The organism is Pseudomonas sp. Pme6b (assembly GCF_058129925.1).
Genome location: NZ_CM176704.1, coordinates 3,170,575 through 3,190,652, shown reverse-complemented (window position 1 = coordinate 3,190,652; position 20,078 = coordinate 3,170,575). Strand labels below are relative to the sequence as shown.

The following is a 20,078-nucleotide window of genomic DNA, read 5'->3' as shown; positions in this document are numbered from 1 at the left end:
CTGATTCTAATTAGTGTTATATCCCGAGTCCACGCTCTTTTTTTCAAAAAGCCCGCCGCCGCTGCGTAAAATCGGGGTCATTGGTCCGCAACGCGTTGATCTGCGCTGTATACAAGTGATTCACTCGAGCGACAAATAAACGCGATGTGTAACTTTTTTGTACCACTTTCGACGTAAATTTCTTCCGGGAAATCGATCAGTGGTTCGCCCCCGCTAATACGCCAAGTGCCGCACGATCAAGATGTCGCTCGACACGTCCCTCGCGGATCAACAGTGCCCTGTCACACAAATGGGCAACGGTATTCATGTCGTGACTGACCAGAATCATGGTCATGCCCGTGTCGCGACGCAGGGCCTGGAGAAGATTGAGTATTTCCGCCTGAACGGTCATGTCCAGCGCCGAGGTCGGTTCGTCCAGCAACAACAGTGCTGGATTCAATTGCAGCGCACGAACGATGGCAACGCGCTGACGCTGGCCGCCGGACAGTTGATGCGGGTAGCGATCGAGCATGTCACCCGACAGGCCCACCTGTTCCATCGATGCAACCAGATTGGCCTCGTCGAAAGGAAGGCCGTTGATCTGCCGCGGCTCGCGCAGGCTGCGGCGGATCCGGTGCAGCGGATGCAATGACGCATAAGGGTCCTGAAACACCATCTGCACCTGCTGACGCAAGGTTCCCGTGAAGGCTTTCTGCGCGTGAAGCGGCTGCCCCAAGAGGTTCACACTGCCCTGCCAGTCGCGCTGGAGGCCGGCGAGCACTCGCAACAAAGTCGATTTGCCAGAGCCCGACGCGCCGATCAGGCCAAAGCATTCACCCGGTTCGATTCTCAACTCTGCCATCTGTAGTGCAGTAAAGGCATGCAGGCCGCGCTTGAAGCTTACCGTCAGTTCATTGATATCCACCACGCTCATGGCAGCGCCTCCATTAGTTTGCGATCAAGGGTCGCAAGTGCCTGACCATAGGTCAGAGCAGAGGGCTGACAGCGCCATAGCGTCTGCGTGTAGGGGTTACTGGCAGTTGCCAGTTCGGCGGCGTTGCATCGGTCGACAATCCGCCCGCGGTACATGACCAGCGCCCGGTCACAATATTTCGCCACCAGAGGCAGATCATGACTGATCAGCAGTAACCCCATGTTGCGTTGTTCGACAAGGCCCAGAATCAACTCCAGAATCTGATCGCGCAGGCCGCTGTCGAGTGCCGAGGTGGGTTCGTCGGCAATCAAAAGGCGCGGATCATTGATCAGCATCGCGGCGAGCATCACCCGCTGCCCCATGCCGCCGGACAGTTCGTGGGGGTAGCTGTCATACAGCGCCAGCGGGTTGGGCAAGCCTACAGCCTCCAGCATGTCGAGTGCTTTTTCGCGGCGCTCACGGCGTCCCAGCCGGGTATGCAGCACCAGCGCCTCTTCAACCTGAATGCCGACCCTGAGCACCGGGTTGAGCGAATACCTGGGGTCCTGCAACACCAGTGACAGACGAGTACCGCGCAGGCCCTGCCATTGCTTTGCCGTCAGGCTGCGCAGGTCATCGCCTGCCAGGCTCATGTGTTCGGCGGTCACCTGACCGGGGCGTGCGACAAGCCCCAGCAACGCACGCGCGGTGAGTGACTTGCCCGAGCCGGACTCACCCACCAGCGCGACCTTTTCAGTGCCCACAGTGAAATCGATCCCCTTGACCACCTCGATCAGTTCCGGGCCCGAGCCTGGAAAACCGATCCGCAAGCCCTGCACGTTCAACAGCGATTGTTCATGAGTCATGACGAGGATCCAGTACATCGCGCAGACCGTCGCCCAGCAGGTTGAAAGACAGGCTCGTCAGCAATATCGCGATTCCCGGTGCAGCGGCGACCCACCACTGATCAAAGATGACCCGGCTGCCGTCGGCAACCATCGAGCCCCATTCCGCAGTCGGTGGCTCGACACCCAGGCCAAGAAATCCCAGCCCTGCGGCGGCCAGAATGATGCCGCCCAGGTTCAGTGCTACACGCACGATCACCGAAGGCAGGCACAGCGGCAGGACGTGACCGATCAACAGACGCATGCCACGTATGCCCTGCAAGTGAGCTGCGGCCAGATAGTCGCTGTTGCGCAATACACTGGTTTCCGCCCTTGCCTGACGGGCATACGCGGGCCATGCCGTGAGCGACAGTGCCAGTGCCCCGTTGAGCAGGCCCGGCCCCAGAATTGCGACAAACGCCAAGGCCAGCACCAATTGCGGAAAGGCCATGATTATGTCGGTCAGGCGCATCAGGATTCGCTCGGCCCAGCCGCCGTAAAAGCCGGCAGTAACGCCCACCAGCAAACCGATGGGCAAGGTCAGCAGCAATACCAGCGTTACCAGCAGCAAGGTCGGGCGTGTGCCGTAAAGCAGGCGTGTGAACAGATCCCGGCCAAACGCATCGGTGCCCAGCCAGTGGGTGGCAGACGGCGGCAGCAGACGCTCCTGAATATTCTGCGTATTGGGATCAAAACCACTCAACAGCGGCGCCAGCAACGCCACAAGTACCAGCACCCCGATAATCGACGCGCCGATGAGTAATGCGGGTGAGCGACGCCATCCGCTGCGAGCCACTATATTGTCGAACGCTACGGAAACACTCATGACACCCCCCGTGTTCGCGGATCGATCATGCCAGCCAGCACATCGGCGATGCCGTTGACGACCACAAAACAGAGTCCGATAACCAGCGTGCTACCGAGGATCGCTGGTACGTCACCGGCAAACAACGCCGTGGTGAGGTAGCGGCCGATACCCGGCCAGGCGAAGACCGTCTCGGTGAGAATCGAGCCTTCGAGCAGACTTGCGTAAGACAGGGCAACGACGACCACCAGCGTCCCGGCAACGTTCGGCAACACATGGCGCAACAGCACCCGACCACGTCCCGCCCCCTTGGCCAGCGCAGTCACGACGTACTCCTTGCCCATTTCTCCCAGCAGCGCGGAGCGTGTCATGCGGCAAATGCCTGCCATCGAGTAAAACGCCAGGACTAGAACAGGCAAGACCAGATGACTGAAGGCGTTGGCCAGCGCGCCGCTTTCGCCAGAGCGCCAGGTGTCCCACAACATCAATCCACTGCTCAATTCAAGGGCGTAGAGGTACGAATCGTCCAGACGGCCTGGCCCGCCAGCCCATTCCAGCCTGGCGTAGAACAGCAGGAGCATCAGCAGACCGAGCCAAAAGATCGGCACTGAATAGCCAATCAGCGAGACCAGCCGCACCAGCCCGTCAACCCAGCCTCCCGGCCGCCACGCTGCCAGCAGGCCCAATGACAGGCCGAGGGTACTGCCCAGCAGAATGGCCAGGGTCGCGAGCTCAAGTGTGGCTGGCAGCGCACGGCTCAAACCTTCCAGCACGGGCTGTCCGGAGGTAATGGAAACTCCTAGATCGCCCTGCCTGAGGTTGTTCAGATATCGACCGAACCGCGCTGGCCAAGGTTGATCAAGGCCCAGATCGGTTCGAACCTGGGCCAGCGACGATTCGCTGGCGTGATCGCCAGCAATCCGTAGCGCCGGATCGACTGGCGATAGAGTGGTCAGCATGAATGTGAAGAACAACAGGCCGATCAGTGTTATCGACAACGACAACAGTCCGCTGGCCGCCACTTTAACTCTGCGTGAAGCCCCTGCTCTCACTTGCTTTTGCTCACCTGATCAAAATACGGCAGCGAAACGGTGATGTTCTGTAACACACCTTGCACGCCGTCATGTACCGCGACCTGGTTCTGACCTTGCAGCGCCACGACAAATGGCGAGCTTTGCTGCACAGTTTTTTGCAGGTCGGTATACAGCGCAACACGTTTTTGCGGGTCACGTTCGGCAGCAGCCGTGCGGGTTTCCTGGCTCAGTTGCGGGATATCCCACTGAGTGCGCAAGGCGATGGTTTTCGGACCGTTGGCGACGTTGTAAGTGAAGGCGCTCGCGTTGGAGTGAGGATCCAGATAATCCATCCCCCAGTAGGTGAAGATCAGCTGAAAGTCCCGGGCGCGCATTTTCGCCAGTAGCTCGCTTTCTACCAGCGGACGCACTGAAATCTCTATGCCGGCTTTGGCAAAACTGGCTTGCAGCGCCTGGGCAATATCTGTGTAGGGAGGTTGATTGAACACATTGAGTTCGATTTTCGTGCCTTCGGCAATACCACCCGCCTTTAAGGCGGCCTTGGCTTTATCGACGTCCAGTTTGAACGGTTTGTCGACCAGCGAGCCGATGACACCCTCAGGGAGGAATGCCTGGTGGACGCTGTACTGGTTTTTCAACAGATCTTTGGAAATGCCCTGATAATCAACCAGCCAGCGAGCAGCTTCCCAGAACGCCGGGTTCTTAAGTGCAGGCGCCTGCGTGCTGCCACTGTTGATGGCCAGGTAATAGATCATTGAGGACGGGAATCGCTGCACACTGACGCCCTTCTGCTTTTCCAGAGCGCTGAACTGGTCTGCACCCAGATCGAACGCAAGGTCAGCATCGCCCTGCACCACCAAAAGACGTCGGGTTGCCGGGTCAGTGACGTTCTTGAGGATTACTGTTTTCAGCTTGGGGGCCTTGATGGCATTAGGATTGGCCTGAAGCACCAGCGCCTCGTGCGGCACGTAGCTGCGCAGCGCATAGGAACCCGTACCGGCTGAATGATTTTTCAGCCAGCCGTTGCCCAGATCAGCGTCTTTCGTATGCTTGCCGACCTCTACCGCGTCGACAATGAAGCCCACTGGCGTCGCAGACAGAATGCTCAACGCAAATGAACTGCCTACCGCTGCTGGCCAGGAAATCTTCACATGCTGGTCATCCACCCGGGTCAGGAAGCTGTCGACGTTTTCCGCCGTCCAGCCCAACTCACCCAGGATGAATGCAGGTGACTTGTTCAGTTTGACCACGCGGCTCAGTGAGTAAATGACGTCTTCCGGGCGAACACTGTTGCCCGCGGCAAATCTGGCACCGTCACGCAGTTCGAAAACCAGACTCTTGTCGTCGTCACCCGCCTTCCATCTGGATGCCAGGGCAGGCACCAGACTGGCCGGGTTCTGCCGGTCTGGCTCAAGCAAGCGCTGATAGATATTAGCCAGGGTGTTGGTCGCGGTTATTTCAAAACTTTCGGCGGGGTCCAAGCTGGCAATGTCGTCTATTGAACGCGCCACCACCAGCGTATCCGGGGGCGTCGCAGCCCATGCTGAACCGCTGATTGTGATTGCCATAGCCAGAGCTGTCAGACGCCGCATCGTGAATTCCCTTATGAGCTTGAGTTATTGGGAGCAGACGATATAGCGCATTTGGTAATATAAAAAAGACTGTTTAGTCATTAACTTAGAACGTTTTTCCGGGTTGAGACGCTCGGGGATAGGGCTGCGTTGCGGTTTGGGGAGTGGTGCGCAATAGGTTGCGCAATCAGCGGTCGCTTTAGATCACTTAAGGGCTTGCGAGCCTCGCTTAGCGGCGCTTTGACGGCGTTGCGCAATATCTTGTAATCGCACGCAGAATCTCGCGCAGGTTTTTATTGGATTTTCGACTGAGAAATCACTCTCGAATCACATTTAAAATTAACCTTTTGATTTATATGAATAAAAAATATTTGGCACTGTTCTTGTTAGCTCTCACGGCATTCAACTAGCCCAACTGTCCGTTTCTGTCTGGGCCTCGACGGTATCGATCACCAACGCCAGAACAGGGAATTCACACAATGACCAACGGCAGCCTTAGCGCTGGACCATCCTGCGAAATGGACAAACTGATCGTCCAGATCGTGGGTAAGGATCATTCGGAACAGCAGCAGGTTTTGCTGCTGGGTTCTGATGGAACCCGTATCTATTCACCCAAATCAGAAGTGCTGGAAAGGGAGCTGTTCAGCAGCACCCTGAAGGTCTGGGATCACATCGAGGGCACGCACCTTCATCTGCAGATCGCGACCCTTGAAGGCGAGCCGATTCGCCTGCCGTTGCTCAGCGGCACGAAAGTCACGCCGCGACAGGCCGATGCGCAGTTCAACCAGATCGTTCCGGTATTACCGTTCGTGGCATTGCCCGGTTCGAAAACGGTGGACGATATGGGTACACCGGTGCTGGCTCGCGGGGGTTATGTGTATGTGTTTTATCAGGAGAAGCTGTGGCGCGAGCTGGAGATCCACGTCAGCGAAAACGGCAACACGTATCACGACATCGACGTGGCCCGATATCGTCAGCAAAGCGGGTTTCTAGCGGGCGAGCGCAAGGCCACTGGCCAGGCACTTGAGGACATCTGGCTGCCGGCACTCTGGAACAACCGGCACGTGCAGACGCTACAGTTGTGTTTCTCGGAAATACAGCTCAGCGCGGCACGCCTGGAGCATCTGGAAAAAGACGCGGCTTCAAGAGATCAGCGCTGCACCAGCCCTGATCTGAGCGGGTCGAAAATGCGCTTCACGGACCTGTACAAGGGCAAGCCCGATGGCAAGGCGATGCTCGATGCGTTTTCCGGCTTTGATGCCAAAAACCCTGTCGCCCAGGCACTCATCGCCCCGATCAAGGCGACCCGGCTGAATCTGCAATACAACGCGTTTCCGGTCAGCCTGGCTGCACCGCAGCGCGCCCGCCAGCCCGGTTATGAAAGGCTGCTCGATCATCCGGCGCGGTATCTGTGTGATCTGTCGGGGCAGTTTCCGGTCGAGTCCTTCAGAGAAGCCAAGGCATTTCTCGCTCAGGCTGGCAGAGGTGTTGCTGTGCAGGATGTCAGGCACCTGGAAATGACCGCTATGGCCGATGCGCTGCTCGCCAGTCTGCCGGTCGATGACGTTGCCGAGCCCGTCGATGCGGGCGTGCTCTGGGAAGCGCAGGCCGGTGTCGTCGATGTGCTGGACAAAGCGCGGCAGCGGCAGGTCTGCGGCGTGCTGCTGGACGATGCCTGCTATCGACTGCGTCATCTGCGACAACGTGTCGATACGTGCCAGCAACTGTTCGCGCTGTGCGCCCGACACGCCGTTCTTCACCTACACCATGCCAGCGCGTTGCTGGTGCAACAACTGGTGGTGCCGCGCAGTATTCGCGGTCAGGAAAACCCGCTGCATGCGGCGATGGCCAAGCTGCATGAGCCTGGCAGGCGAGCGATCAACCAATGCACTGCCACGGTCCAGCGCGCGGTGGTCTGGCGGCACATGCTCAGTGCTCAGGACGCGCTGGTCGCCAGCCTTAAACAAAGCGCCACGGAGCAAATGCTGGCGGATCACCTGAGCCTTGAAGGTTTCGACTACGTGGCGGCGATGTATGAGTTGAGTCGGACGCTGGCGACTCTCGCGCTGCTGCCATCCAACGTCGATCCGCTGGCACCCGGTGGCGACATGGTGGATGCGGTCACAGGTGTTGGGCTATGGGATCAGGCCGTGAGCCTTGGGCAGAAGTTTTTGAACCAGGCCGCCAGCGATGACACGTCGCCCCTGCACCTCATGCTCTGGCCCGAATGCGATCTACAGACCGCTTGCGCGCCTTATGTCGTGCCGGTTACAGATGACGAGAACAAAGGCGACGGCCGTTTTCGCGCCACCGAACTGGCCCGTTTCGAGACTCAGCCAGCGCCTGACCCCATCGCCCAAGTCACACTGGACGCCACCACCCTCGCTAACTTGCTGGCGGGCGACAGCCTGCAGAACTTCTTCCTGATCAACAACGGCAAAGCCACAACAGCGGCGCTGGTCGGGATCTTTGAAAACCTGCAAAGCGCCGCAGATGGCGCTGCGAACGCCGTCGCCAAAGCCAGCCAGACTCTTGCGTCAGCCAAAGGTAATGCAAACAGCGCCAATGCCAACGTCCGGTCGGCAAACGACCGACTGGCCCAGATGCAAGAACGACTCGGCGCAAACACTGACAAGATCAACGTCAACCGCCAGGGCCGAGGCGTACAACAACTGCGCAGCATGATGCCCGAGCATTTTGGTGCTGCTTTCCTGATCCGGCGCAATCAGGCCACCCCACAACACTACGTGTTCGGCCTGGAAGACCTGCCTGGCAGAGAGTCGCTGCCAAAAACACGTTACGGCGAATACCTGAGACCCGACGGAACGCCCTTCGGCGACATCGCCCCACCGCATCCCTCTTCTACCCGCCTGCCCAAGGGCGACCATCTGGTACTGGTGATTCCCCGCGGCCACAAAACCGCGCAGGTGGTCGGCGACATGAACCGAACGCTTAAAAAAGCTCGTGAGGCGGCCGGTGCGGTGGGTGATGCTGAACGGGGTCATATTCGGGCGAAGAGCGGGTTGAGCGAGGCGATAGAGGGACTGGATTCGGAGAAGAACAAGGCGGCTTATCGGGTGCTGGGGTCGACACCGTTTTGTCTGGCGGTGTTGATGTTGGAGGTTTGGAATGTGAGTTCGGAGAGTGAGGCATTTGCGCAGTCAATACGCGAAAAAGGATTTCTGAGAGCCGGCGCGGGATTGGGAGGAGCCTTATTGGATTTAGCAATTGCGGCCGAGGCCTGAGACTGTCAGAAATTTTGTGTTCGGGCATAACATGTAGCTAGAGGTGCATGTATGCCGACCAAAAAGAAGTCCGCCAATGCAACAGCGAGGGAGTTGCCCTCGATTCCCCAAGAGCTGATCGAGCAGTTTGTTAAAGGCCCGATGAGCGCCGAAGCCATTCAAGACGCGTCCATGGCGTTCAAGAAGGCTCTGATCGAGCGTGCGCTAGGCGCCGAGCTGGGTCACCACCTTGGTTACCCTCAGGGCGCGGAGCGCCCTGAGGAGTCGACCAATCAGCGTAATGGCAAAAGCAGCAAGACGGTTCTGACCGACGACGGGCCGCTTCGCCTGGATATCCCCAGAGACCGCGATGGTAGCTTCGCCCCGATCCTGATTCCCAAGCACGAACGACGTTTTACAGGCTTCGACGACAAGATAATTGCCATGTACGCCCGGGGCATGACGGTGCGTGAGATCCGCGCTTTTCTATCTGAGCAGTATGGAACTAACGTGTCCCATGACTTCATCAGCTCAGTCACCGATGCGGTCATGGAAGAGGTGGGCACTTGGCAGCAACGACCCTTGGAACCGATGTATCCGGTGATCTTCTTCGATGCGTTACGGGTCAAAATCCGGGACGAGGGGTTAGTGTGCAACAAGGCTATTTATCTGGCGCTGGGGGTATTACCTGATGGCACGCGCGACATTCTGGGTATATGGATCGAGAGCACCGAGGGTGCCAAGTTTTGGATGAAGGTGTTCAACGACCTCAAGACTCGTGGCGTTGAAGATGTTCTGATCGCCGTCACGGATGGCCTCAAAGGAATACCGGAGGCGTTGGGGGCGGTTTTTCCTGCCACGACGCTGCAAACCTGCATCGTGCATCTGATCCGCAACAGCTTGGACTATGCCGCTTGGGATAAACGTCGGGCACTGGCCAAAGCACTCAAGCCGATCTACCAGGCGATCAATGCAGATGTGGCTGAGCAAGAGCTTAACGCCTTTGAAGCGGGCCCCTGGGGCAAGCAGTATCCGACTGTGGTTGCTGCATGGCGTCGCGCCTGGGATCGGGTTATACCGTTTTTTGTTTTCCCGGCGGGCATCCGCAAAGTGGTTTACACGACCAATGCCATCGAGAGCATCAATGCCCAGTTACGCAAGATCATCAAGACTCGAGGGCACTTCCCGACCGATGAGGCCGCGACGAAACTGATATGGCTTGGGTTGCGCAACATCACCGCCAACTGGGGTCATGCGGCACACGACTGGAAAGTGGCAATGAATCAATTTGCGATCCTGTACGGAGACCGATTTACCAGACCGAGCTGGTAAAACAAGGGCCTGCCTGACGGCAGGCCCTAACCAGCCCGAACACAAAAAAACTGATACTCCCCGAGGCCTTGGCGGTCAAGCTGGCCAGTCAAAAAATATTATTTTCTTTAGGACGGAAAACTTTATTCAACATCAATTCAAAAAAGACAGCGATTTTCTTTGGTGAGTTGCTAGCCAAAAAACTCATTCATTCAGTGACGGGTCGGATAATAGGTATTTTTGTTTCCGGAGTAACTCTATCCGCAGTGAATGCAATAGATGCGTGGCAAGCATGGCAATGGAACGATAAAGCGCTGTACGGATATTTGCTGATATCTCTAGGTGGTCTAGCAGGTTCGCTGGGAACCTTGTTCGGGGCGGCTGTAACTCTTCTTAATCTCACCGCTTTGGGTTGGGCCGCATTACTGTTGGTCGGAGTGGGCGTAGGCCTGGTCATCTTGCTGAGTTCAACGGCGCTGGAATCATGGTTGGCCAACGGCTAACAACGAACGAACGAGTGGTTTCATGGGTGATTCCTTGTACGCAATGGCAGAGGGTGACGAGCTTCAGGCGCTCGTTCAGCGTTGATCATTCAAATGGCACGCGCTCTGGTGGTTCGGCGAAACCTCCCTCAGCGCTGGAACTTCCTCGCGGCAGCGCGCCATGGCGTGCGGACAGCGAGGGTGGAAATGACACCCGGTTGGCGGGTTCAGCGGGCTGGGGATTTCCCCTTGGATCGCGTCATAACAGGTACTGCGGATATCAAAGCGCGGGATCTGCGCCAGCAGGGCCTGGGTATACGGGGGATTGGCACGCGCAAACAGGTCATCGACCGATGCCGTCTCGACCACACGGCCCAGATACATCACGACCACGCGGTCGCACAGGTGCTCGACCACGCCCAGGTCATGGCTGATAAACAGATAGGTCAGCCCCAGTTCGTCGCGCAGGTCCATGAACAGATTGAGGATCTGGGCCTGAATCGACACGTCCAGCGCTGCTACCGACTCGTCGCATACCAACAGTTCCGGCTGCACCGCCAGTGCACCGCCAGTGCACGGGCAATGCCGATGCGCTGACGCTGACCGCCACTGAATTGATGCGGATAGCGCTGGCGCAACTGCGGGCTGAGCCCGGCACGTTGCAACTGGGCACTGACGTAATCATCAGCCCCTTTGCGGTCGGTCAGGCCATGCAGCAGCGCGCCCTCCCCGACGATACGGTCGACCCTCAGGCGCGGGTTGAGGCTTGACGACGGGTCCTGAAAAATCATCTGTACTTTCAGGCGCAGCGCCTTGCGCTCCTGCGTCGTCAGGCTGTCGAGCGGCTTGCCGTCCACCGATGCGACACCTGACGAGACCGGCAGCAGCCCAGCGACCATGCGCCCAAGGGTCGATTTGCCACAGCCCGACTCGCCCACCAGCCCGACCACTTCGCCACGCATGATCCGCAGATCGACTCGATCCACAGCATGGGTCACCGGTTTCGGACGTGTCAGGTGCAGTCGCTGCAGCAGTCCTTGAAGAGAGTGTTCGGCCACCGGTTTGCCGAAGGTCTTGCTGACCTGGTGCAGCTCGATAAGGGGAATCAGATCACTGGGCATCGGCAGCTCCCGGATGAAAGCAGCGAACCGTCTGGCGCGGTCCCGCCTCGTGGGGTTCGGGGTCGCTCTGTACACATATCTGCGACGCTCTGGAGCAGCGCGCCGCAAAGGCGCAGCCGGCAGGCATAGACAGAAGGTCCGGCGCCATGCCGGGTATCTGACGCAGGCGCTGGCCACGCTTGTTGCGACTTGGCAGGCTGTCGATCAGCCCCTGTGTATAAGGATGTTGCGGGCGATCCAGCACCTCGGCGACCGGGCCTTGTTCGACAATGCGTCCGGCGTACATCACTGCCACGTCATCAGCCAGCCCGGCAATCACGGAAAGATCATGGGTGATCCAGATCAGTGAGGTGCCCTGCTCACGTACCAGCTTCTGCACCTCACTGAGAATTTGCGCCTGAATGGTGACGTCCAGCGCAGTGGTTGGCTCATCGGCAATGATCAGGTCCGGGGCGTGCAGCAGCGCGATGGCAATCGCCACTCGCTGGCGCATGCCGCCAGACAGTTGATGCGGGTAGGCGCGCAGGCGTTCTTCAGGGCTGGCGATGCCCATCAGCGCCAGAGTACGACTGGCATGCTCACGGGCCTCTCGCCTGCCGAGCGGGCTATGCGCGCGCACCGCTTCGATCATTTGCGTGTCGACCCGCAGCACCGGGTTGAGGGTCATCATCGGGTCCTGAAAAATCATCGCCACCCGGTTGCCCTGAATGCCGCGCAGTTGCGAGGCAGACAGTTTGGTCAGATCACGCCCTTTGAACAGCACCTGCCCGCCACTGATGCGCCCTGGCTCATCGACAAGGCCGAGAATCGAAAACCCGGTGACCGATTTGCCCGAACCCGACTCACCAACCAGGCCGAGAATACGCCCCGGCTGCACGCTCAAGGACACATCACGCACCGCTGGCAGCACGCCTGCGCGGGTATGGAACGAAGTGCACAGGCCACGCACATCAAGGGTTGGCTGTGCTGACACCTCAGGCTGGCTCATCGCTGCAACCTCGGGTTGAGAACATCACGCAGACGGTCACCGACCAGATTGATCGCCACAATGGTGATCAACAGTGCCAGCCCCGGAAACAGGCTGATCCAGTATTCATTACTGAGCATGTACTGAAAGCCGTTGGCAATCAGCAGCCCCAGTGAAGGCTCGGTCACCGGCACACCCAGACCGAGAAACGACAGGGTCGCTTCCAGGGTAATGGCGCGGGCGATTTGCAGCGCGCCGATCACGATCAGCGGCGGCAGGCAGTTGGGCAGAATGTGGCCGATCACAATGCGCAGCGGACCAACGCCCTGCCCGCGCGCTGCATCGACGTATTCGCGACGGCTTTCGGTTAGCGCCTGACCACGCGCTGTACGGGCGTAATAGGCCCATTCAAGCACTATCAGGGTAAGCATCACGTTGCCGACGCCCTTGCCCAGCCAGGCGAGAATCATCAGCGCCATGAGAATGACCGGGAATGACAGCAGCAAGTCGACCAGACGCATCAGCAAGGCATCGACCCAGCCGCCGACATACGCAGATACAAGCCCCAACAACGTGCCGATCACTGCCGCAATCAGCGCCGAGCCAATGCCGACCCACAGGCTGATGCGCAGGCCATAGATAATCGCCGAGACCAGATCGCGACCCTGTCCGTCGGTGCCCAGCCAATAGGTATAGCCGCTGTCCATATTGAGGCTGCCTGGCGGCATTCGCGCATCCATCACGTTGAGCTGCATCAGGTCGTAGGGGTTCTGCACCACGATCCAGGATGCCAGGACAGCCACCAGCACAATGACCAAAAGGACCATCAGGCCTGTCACCGCAGTCGGTGAGCTGAAGAACTCGGTCAGCACCCGCCGCCATGGCGATTGAGCCTGCAACAGCGTGCTGCCGATCGGGGCTTTTTCAATGACATTCATCGGGAGGCCTCGATGCGTACGCGTGGGTCCAGCAGGTAATACAGGCCATCCACGATCAGGTTGAGCACCACGAAAATCACCACGACCACCATCAGGTAAGCGACCACCACCGGGCGATCAAGCATGTTGATGCTGTCGAGGATCAGCTTGCCGGCACCGGGCCAGGCAAAAATGCTCTCGGTTACCACGGCGTAGGCGATAGTCGAACCCAGTTCCATGGCCAGCACCGTCACCACCGGGATCATGGTGTTGCGCATGACGTGCATGCACATCACACGCATCGGCGAAAGGCCCTTGGCCCGGGCGAATTTGACGAATTCCTGAGGCAGCACCTCACGCACTCCGGCACGGGTCAGGCGCAGCACCAGCGAAATCTTGAACAGCGCCAGGTTCAGCGCAGGCAGTAGCAGATGTTGCAAACCGTCCAGCGTCAGCCATGACCATTGCACACCCAGCCATTCACGGGTTTCGCCCCGACCGCTGGCCGGCAGCCAGCCCAGCGTGATCGAGAACAGCATGATCATCATCAATGCCACCCAGAACGCCGGCAGCGAAAAACCGACGATGCTGGCCGCCATCATCAGCCGGGAAAGCGGGTGCTCGGGGTACATACCAGCGAACATGCCCAACGGCACACCGATGACTACGGCCAGAAACAAGGCGCTGAACGCCAGCTCAAAGGTCGCGGGCAAGCGCTGCAGAATCAGGCGCATTGCATCTTCGTGGTACACAAAACTTTGCCCAAGATTGCCGTGAACCGCGCCTTTGAGAAAAATCAGGTACTGCTGCCACAGCGGCTGATCCAGCCCCAGATGAGCGATGGCCTGCAGACGTTCGGCCTGATTGAGGTCTTCACCAACCAGAATATCCATCGGATTACCGATGGCGTTGAGGCCGACGAACACCACCACGGTCATCAACAGAATGACCAGCAACGACTGAGTGAGCCTGCGCAACGCCCAGCCGATCATTGGCGCAGCTCTTCGGCGGTCGGCTGGCTGGCCACCCACTCATCGCCCAGCAGCTCCGGTTCGGCGTAATCGAGCATGGTGTCGAAATGCAGCGCGATGTCCTCATTGAACAGCTGCCCGACCAAGGCATGGGCCAGACGCTTGGAGCCTTCGCTGATGGCAGGAATATCCCCGGACACCGCGCCATAGCTCAGCGCTGCCGGGTAACTGAAGCAATGGATATGGTTCAGCCCCGGACAGGCGCCGGGGGTCTTTTCCTGAAACTCGAAACAATTGCCCAAATCCGGCAGCACCGCCAGTTCGCTGTCGGTTTCGCCTTGCGGCGCTTCGAAACGATCCTGCCAGACGCGAATCTGCGACGAAAACGGGGCAAATTCAGGGCGCTGCCGGAAGTCGGTACGAAACCCGGTGGCAAACACCACAAAATCGGCCTCGATACGCGCTTTGGGCGTGTTCAGCCACACGCCGCCAGCCGGGTTCTGTTCGACTGAAAGCACCGGGCTGTCGAGCATGAAGCGGGCTTTGCCCGAACCAGAAGCGTGGCGGTGGCACTTGCTGAGTGTTCAGGTAGTGGCGAATGCGCCATTTCCAGATATCCGGCAGGCGCCAATAACCGTGAACCATGCCCGGGTTACCGACCCCCTTGCCTTTGTTGATGCGAGGCAGCTCGGCGCGCCGGATGAGCAGGTCAACCCGCGTTGCGCCCGCTTCAAGCGCAGTGGCGGCGCTGTCCATGGCCGATGCGCCACCGCCAATGACTGCCACACGTTTGCCGGTGAACCAGCCATCCTGCAGGCCCGCCGCCGAATGCGTCCACAAATGCTCCGGCAACTGCCGGGCAAAATCCGGCACCCAGGGGCCGCCCAGACCGTCACGGCCCGTGGCGAGCACCGCATGCCGGGCCAGCAGGAATTGCGTTTGCACAGGCGTCACGATATCCAGTTCGATCAGGCCGTCCGCTCTGGGTGCGACCCGGCTCACCCGGTGTTCGTTGCGTACGTCCAGCGCCAGCACCTTGCGATACCAACGCAAGTATTCGGCCCATTGCAGGCGTGGAATCTTGTCCAGTAATGCCCAGCCGTCGATACCGAATTGCGCTTCGTACCAGGCGCGGAACGTCAGCGCCGGCAGCCCCAGCGCCGGTCCGGTCAGTTGCTTTGGCGAACGCAGGGTTTCCATTCGCGCGGTGGTTGCCCAAGGGCCTTCGAAACCGGCCGGGGACTGATCGAAAATCACCGCCGCCACGCCGAGGTTGCGCAGTTCTGCGGCCAGAGCAAGACCGGCCATGCCACCGCCGATGATCGCCACATCAAGCACTGCCTGCCCGGCGCTCACCCTGGCTTTGACCCAGGGCCTGGCGGGCAGGTCCAGCCAGACCAGATCCTGCTGCAAACGAGCTTCCAGGGCCGCCAGACCAGCGGGTGCATTTACATCTGACATTGATCGGTACTCGAAAAAATGTTCGGGCCACAAGCCCAAGCAGTGACTCAAACACTTCAAGAATCATTCCAATGTCGCATTAAATGAATTCTTTAAGCCTTTGAATGCTTAATTCGAATAGTAAGAGGCGCTTTTTATTCTCGCAATGCGCAAAAAAAGCATATTGATATTCCTGAATGGAATTTTAACGGGCTCTGCGTGCGGTGCCGTGGAGCGTCACGACACGCATTGCACCTTACGCTCACTCGGCATAAATGCTCTGCAACAGGGCATCGTGCGCGCTGGCTTCGTGCATGATCATTGCCGGCAACAGGGTTTTTGCGCTGTCGGCAATCTCATCGATCAGCGCGCTTGCCACATCGGACAACGGGCTGGCGAAGGCTGAAATCAGACCGAAGAAAAACGGGATGTTGCAGGCGATCGGCCGGACCACTACACCTTGCAACGGCACGCCGATAGCGGTGAACGGATCGACCAGCGCAATGCCCAGCCCGACTCTGGCCATTTGCATGGCGATCAGGGACGTATTGGTGTCAAGCATGCGCGGCGGCTGACCGCCCGCGTCCTGAAACGCCTTGTCGATGCGTCGACGAAAGCGATACGGGTTGGCCATGGTGATCAGCGTTTGCTGACGCAGCAGCTCCATCGACAGCACTTCATGGGTGGCCAGCGCAGAATCGGCAGGCAATACCGCCACGCAAGGCGCTTCGCCGATCCAGTGGATTTCCAGGCCGCGATGCTCCAGCGGCAGGCTTACCGCGCCCAGGTCCATGGTTTTCGACAACACGGCCTGAACCACATTCTCCGGGGACATGCTCTGCAACTGGATCTGTTGCGGACGCAGATGTTCAGGCAATCGCGACAAGGCCGTAGGCAGCAAGCCAGCCGCCAGGGCCGAGATCGCCACCAGCTTGATCTGGTGATTTTCTTCCTGGGCAATATGCTGCGCACGTTGGCGGATATTCCGCACGCCCAGCAGCGCGCTCTCCACTTCGCCATACATCATGAACGCCTTGTGGGTAGGCGTGACCTTCGGCCCGCTGCGCTCGAACAAGGCAAAGCCCAATTCCTGCTCAAGCTCCTGAATAGCCCGTGTAACCGATGGCTGAGAACGGCCAAGCATTTTCCCGGCAGCAGTGACACTGCCTGCCGACATGACCGCCGCGAAGGCTTCGAGCTGACGCAAATCCATAAGCATGCCTTGATCGATACATAGCCAATGAGGAAGCGCGACGCAATGCGCCCTCTGTTCAAAGCGCGAAAGTCTACACGCTGATGGAGCACTGGGTGAATGAACACCTCACCCGGCGATCATTACCCGGTTTCGGCCTTGCTGTTTGCCCAGATAAAGCGACGTGTCGGCACGATTGAGGGTTATCTGAAAGGTCTCGCCCGCGGCAAGGGTTGCCATGGCAAGGGTTGCGGTGACCGCAATGCTGCGTTCATCGATCTGACCGGCCTCTTCAGCAATACGCCGCCAGATGCGCTCCGCCACCCGCAGCGCATCATCGGGCGCGGTGTCCGGCATCAGCACCAAAAACTCCTCACCGCCCCAACGGGCAGCCATATCGCTGTTGCGCACGCTTGAACTGATGACTTCGGCCACCCGCTGCAACACCGCGTCACCGGTCTCATGCCCGTGAAGATCATTGATCTGTTTGAAATGATCGATGTCGAGCAGGATCAGTGAAGCCGAGAACCCCTGACGCCTTGCCTCCAGCTCGCGTATGCGATGCAGGACTCTCCTGCGCGTATAAAGATTGGTCAGGCTGTCGCGGTTGGCAATATGAAACAGGCTCAGTTGCATCGACGACGTGAAACGTACCGAGAGTGCGGTGGCATAAATCGACAGGACAGTGGCCACCAGCGCATTGACGATACCGAACGCATCAAGCACGTTCTGGCTAAGGCCTGATTCCTGGCCCATGTGCCGGCGAAAGGCGAAGCATCCGACCAGCGACAGGAGTATCGCCAGGCTATAGGCAATGCGTCTGATAGCGACCAGTTGAAAGGTAAAGGCAATGATCGGGATCACGCAGAACAGGTAGAAGCTGAAGTTGCTTTCCCAGCCCAACTCCCATGTCGCGAGCAGTGCATGGCCGATGATTTCCAGACACATCAGCTGTCCGGCCTGGCGATAGCGCTGTCTGCGGATCAGGTAAAGGCAGTTGATGTAGAGCAGCGTGCTGACGATGTTCGCTACCCACAGGACCTTCATGCCCAGCCCCAGGAACACCATCAGCAAGACACAGTGAATGCCCAGCGCGACATACACGATCGGAGTGATGTGTTTCCAGAACTGGATAGCCGTGTCCTTGAATAGCTGGGTGCGGTCTTCCGTCGGGAGGGTCATCATCACGTTATCTCGAAATGCAGGTGGAATATGACCATGAGCGTGGGGTGAAGATCATGATGTGTTGTCGGCCTGAACCGACGCTGCTTGATACGGCGGCTCGATAATATGTTGTTTTGCACAGCGCAAACGCCGTGGCATGTGCCGAAGGAGTCAAATGGACATCACTGATGGCAAGTAGTGCAATTAGATGCCTGATTTTCCTGAACCACTGGCAGCAGGCACGGGCCTGCACATCAGGCTCGTTGGCGAGATCGGTAAGGGATGACGGCTTTTTTTCAATTTGCAGTAGCGATCCCGGTGTTCTGGAAATACTATCGGGACCGGACATTGTGTTGATCGCGCTGCGCCCATCAGCCCGCCAACACGCAGGCAGCCCTGTATGATTCAGAAGGAAGCGTACTGATGGAACGTCTCACTGCAAAAGACTTTGCCCCTGAATTGCTTGAGCTTTACGACTACTACGCGCACGGCCGGATCAATCGACGCGAGTTTCTCGATCGTGCTGCGTTGTTCACCTTCGGCGGCCTGACCGCCAGCGCGCTGCTCGCTTCCCTCAGCCCCAACTACGCGCTGGCCGAACAGGTGGAATTCACCGATCCGGATATCGTTGCCGAGTATGTGTCCTATCCCTCACCCAAGGGGCATGGTCAGGTTCGTGGCTATCTGGTACGCCCGGCAAAAGCCACCGGCAAAGTACCGGCAGTGGTCGTGGTGCATGAAAACCGCGGTTTGAACCCCTATATCGAAGACGTTGCCCGCCGTGTGGCCAAAGCCGGTTTCATCGCGCTGGCACCTGATGGCCTGTCCTCGGTCGGCGGCTATCCTGGCAATGACGACAAGGGCCGGGAGCTTCAGCAGACCGTTAACCCGGAAAAGCTCATGAACGATTTCTTCGCTGCCATCGAGTGGCTGATGAAGCATGACGCGAGCACCGGCAAGGTCGGCATCACCGGTTTCTGTTATGGCGGCGGCGTGGCCAATGCTGCAGCCGTGGCGTACCCGGAACTGGGCGCTGCCGTATCGTTCTATGGCCGCCAGCCCAACGTCGAAGACGTGGCGAAGATCAAGGCGCCGGTCATGATTCACTACGGCGAACTGGACACCCGCATCAACGAAGGCTGGCCGGCTTATGAAAAAGCCTTGAAAGCTGCGGGCAAGACGTACGAAACGTACATTTATCCGGGTGCCAACCACGGCTTCCACAATGACTCCACCCCGCGTTACGACGAAGCCGCGGCCAAACTGGCCTGGGACCGCACATTGGGGTGGTTCAACAAATACCTGGTTTAAGTTCTGGCCGAACGGCGCGGCACGGATCTGTGACACGCAGCATCACGCAAGGCATTCCCACGCAGGTGAACTGCCCCCCAAAAGTTGGACGGTTTTAGCTTGCCGCCTGAGCCCTGTATTTTACGGGGCTTTGGCCGTTGAGCTTCAGCTTGATGCGGTCATGGTTGTAGTAGTGGATGTACTCATCCAGACCTGCTTTCAACTCATCGATGCTTTCAAACTGTTTCAGGTAGAAAAACTCGGATTTCAGTGTACCGAAAAAGCTTTCCATTGCCGCATTGTCCAGGCAGTTGCCCTTACGGGACATGCTTTGTTTGACGCCTCGTACCGATAGCTTATGGCGATACTGCGCGTGTTGATACTGCCAGCCCTGGTCCGAGTGCATCACAAGCTTCGGCTCGTCCTGCAACTGCTGAAGCGCCTTGTCCAGCATGCTGGTGACCAGCTCAAAGCTCGGCCTTGTCGACACTTCATACGCCACGATTTCACCGTTGTACAAGTCCATCACGGGTGAGAGATACAGCTTTCGATTGCCTACCTTGAACTCAGTCACATCGGTCACCCACTTCTGGTTCGGGCGTTGCGCGCTGAAATTGCGCTCCAGCAAATTCGGCGCAATGGTTCCGATTACGCCCTTATAGGAGCGGTATTTTTTGGGGCGCACCACTGATCGCAGGCCCAGTTCTGCCATCAGTCGTTCTACAACCTTCTTGTTGACCAAAATACCTGCAGTGCGAATGACTGAACCGCCCCGGGTTTCTCGGAGACTCCAACCTTTGAGAGGATGGAGCG

The 20,078-nt window shown here is 58.5% G+C and carries 14 protein-coding genes and 3 pseudogenes; 4 read left to right on the top strand and 13 right to left on the bottom strand.

The features are described from left to right. Positions 1-196: 196 nt before the first annotated feature. The 5 genes from AC4ANE_RS14405 to AC4ANE_RS14385 are packed head-to-tail and all read right to left on the bottom strand — an operon-like array spanning position 197 to position 5,207. Complete coding sequence (locus tag AC4ANE_RS14405; RefSeq protein ID WP_002553742.1) at positions 197-913, bottom strand: ABC transporter ATP-binding protein; 717 nt, start codon at positions 911-913, stop codon at positions 197-199. Beyond that, positions 910-1,758 carry an ABC transporter ATP-binding protein gene (locus AC4ANE_RS14400; protein WP_002553741.1) on the bottom strand — a complete coding sequence of 283 codons (849 nt, stop codon included), beginning with the start codon at positions 1,756-1,758 and terminating at the stop codon, positions 910-912. The genes AC4ANE_RS14405 and AC4ANE_RS14400 overlap by 4 nt, the downstream gene beginning before the upstream one ends. Beyond that, entirely contained in the window at positions 1,748-2,602 is an 855-nt protein-coding gene (locus AC4ANE_RS14395; protein ID WP_002553740.1) for an ABC transporter permease, read from the bottom strand. Before AC4ANE_RS14395 ends, AC4ANE_RS14400 begins: the two co-directional genes overlap by 11 nt. Then, complete coding sequence (locus tag AC4ANE_RS14390) at positions 2,599-3,633, bottom strand: ABC transporter permease (protein ID WP_044423760.1); 1,035 nt, start codon at positions 3,631-3,633, stop codon at positions 2,599-2,601. Before AC4ANE_RS14390 ends, AC4ANE_RS14395 begins: the two co-directional genes overlap by 4 nt. Next, entirely contained in the window at positions 3,630-5,207 is a 1,578-nt protein-coding gene (locus AC4ANE_RS14385; RefSeq protein WP_002553738.1) for an ABC transporter substrate-binding protein, read from the bottom strand. The genes AC4ANE_RS14390 and AC4ANE_RS14385 overlap by 4 nt, the downstream gene beginning before the upstream one ends. A 458-nt stretch (positions 5,208-5,665) precedes the next feature. Between AC4ANE_RS14385 and AC4ANE_RS14380 the strand changes: the two genes are divergently transcribed. The 3 genes from AC4ANE_RS14380 (at position 5,666) to AC4ANE_RS14370 (ending at position 10,224) form a co-directional block, all read left to right on the top strand. Continuing rightward, positions 5,666-8,431, top strand: coding sequence for a toxin VasX (locus AC4ANE_RS14380; protein WP_460408369.1), 2,766 nt, complete (start codon positions 5,666-5,668; stop codon positions 8,429-8,431). 51 nt (positions 8,432-8,482) lie between these two features. Continuing rightward, the gene (locus AC4ANE_RS14375; protein WP_054082596.1) at positions 8,483-9,742 is read left to right on the top strand and encodes an IS256-like element ISPsy17 family transposase; all 1,260 of its coding nucleotides are present in this window, start codon (positions 8,483-8,485) and stop codon (positions 9,740-9,742) included. A gap of 68 nt (positions 9,743-9,810) precedes the next feature. After that, entirely contained in the window at positions 9,811-10,224 is a 414-nt protein-coding gene (locus AC4ANE_RS14370) for a hypothetical protein (protein WP_460408367.1), read from the top strand. A gap of 75 nt (positions 10,225-10,299) precedes the next feature. Here the strand turns inward: AC4ANE_RS14370 and AC4ANE_RS14365 are convergent. The 7 genes and pseudogenes from AC4ANE_RS14365 to AC4ANE_RS14335 form a co-directional block, all read right to left on the bottom strand. After that, positions 10,300-11,324 (bottom strand): annotated as a pseudogene (locus tag AC4ANE_RS14365) (ABC transporter ATP-binding protein). Beyond that, the gene (locus AC4ANE_RS14360) at positions 11,314-12,312 is read right to left on the bottom strand and encodes an ABC transporter ATP-binding protein (protein ID WP_002553736.1); all 999 of its coding nucleotides are present in this window, start codon (positions 12,310-12,312) and stop codon (positions 11,314-11,316) included. Before AC4ANE_RS14360 ends, AC4ANE_RS14365 begins: the two are co-directional and overlap by 11 nt. Further along, positions 12,309-13,229 (bottom strand): ABC transporter permease, encoded by a 921-nt coding sequence (locus AC4ANE_RS14355; RefSeq protein ID WP_031596326.1) that lies wholly within the window; start codon positions 13,227-13,229, stop codon positions 12,309-12,311. Before AC4ANE_RS14355 ends, AC4ANE_RS14360 begins: the two co-directional genes overlap by 4 nt. After that, the gene (locus tag AC4ANE_RS14350; RefSeq protein ID WP_002553733.1) at positions 13,226-14,200 is read right to left on the bottom strand and encodes an ABC transporter permease; all 975 of its coding nucleotides are present in this window, start codon (positions 14,198-14,200) and stop codon (positions 13,226-13,228) included. The genes AC4ANE_RS14355 and AC4ANE_RS14350 overlap by 4 nt, the downstream gene beginning before the upstream one ends. Continuing rightward, positions 14,197-15,640: pseudogene (locus AC4ANE_RS14345) on the bottom strand (NAD(P)-binding domain-containing protein). Before AC4ANE_RS14345 ends, AC4ANE_RS14350 begins: the two are co-directional and overlap by 4 nt. Positions 15,641-15,881: 241 nt before the next feature. Further along, positions 15,882-16,832 carry a LysR family transcriptional regulator gene (locus AC4ANE_RS14340; protein WP_002553730.1) on the bottom strand — a complete coding sequence of 317 codons (951 nt, stop codon included), beginning with the start codon at positions 16,830-16,832 and terminating at the stop codon, positions 15,882-15,884. A gap of 108 nt (positions 16,833-16,940) precedes the next feature. Next, the gene (locus AC4ANE_RS14335; RefSeq protein ID WP_002553729.1) at positions 16,941-17,996 is read right to left on the bottom strand and encodes a GGDEF domain-containing protein; all 1,056 of its coding nucleotides are present in this window, start codon (positions 17,994-17,996) and stop codon (positions 16,941-16,943) included. Between the two features lie 402 nt (positions 17,997-18,398). Between AC4ANE_RS14335 and yghX the strand changes: the two genes are divergently transcribed. Then, positions 18,399-19,286: a YghX family hydrolase gene (yghX, locus tag AC4ANE_RS14330; RefSeq protein ID WP_002553728.1), complete on the top strand. Its 888-nt coding sequence runs from the start codon at positions 18,399-18,401 to the stop codon at positions 19,284-19,286. A 94-nt stretch (positions 19,287-19,380) separates the two neighbouring features. Here yghX and AC4ANE_RS14325 read toward each other — a convergent pair. Then, positions 19,381-20,031, bottom strand: a pseudogene (locus AC4ANE_RS14325) (IS3 family transposase); the annotation flags it as partial. Between the last annotated feature and the right edge of the window lie 47 nt (positions 20,032-20,078).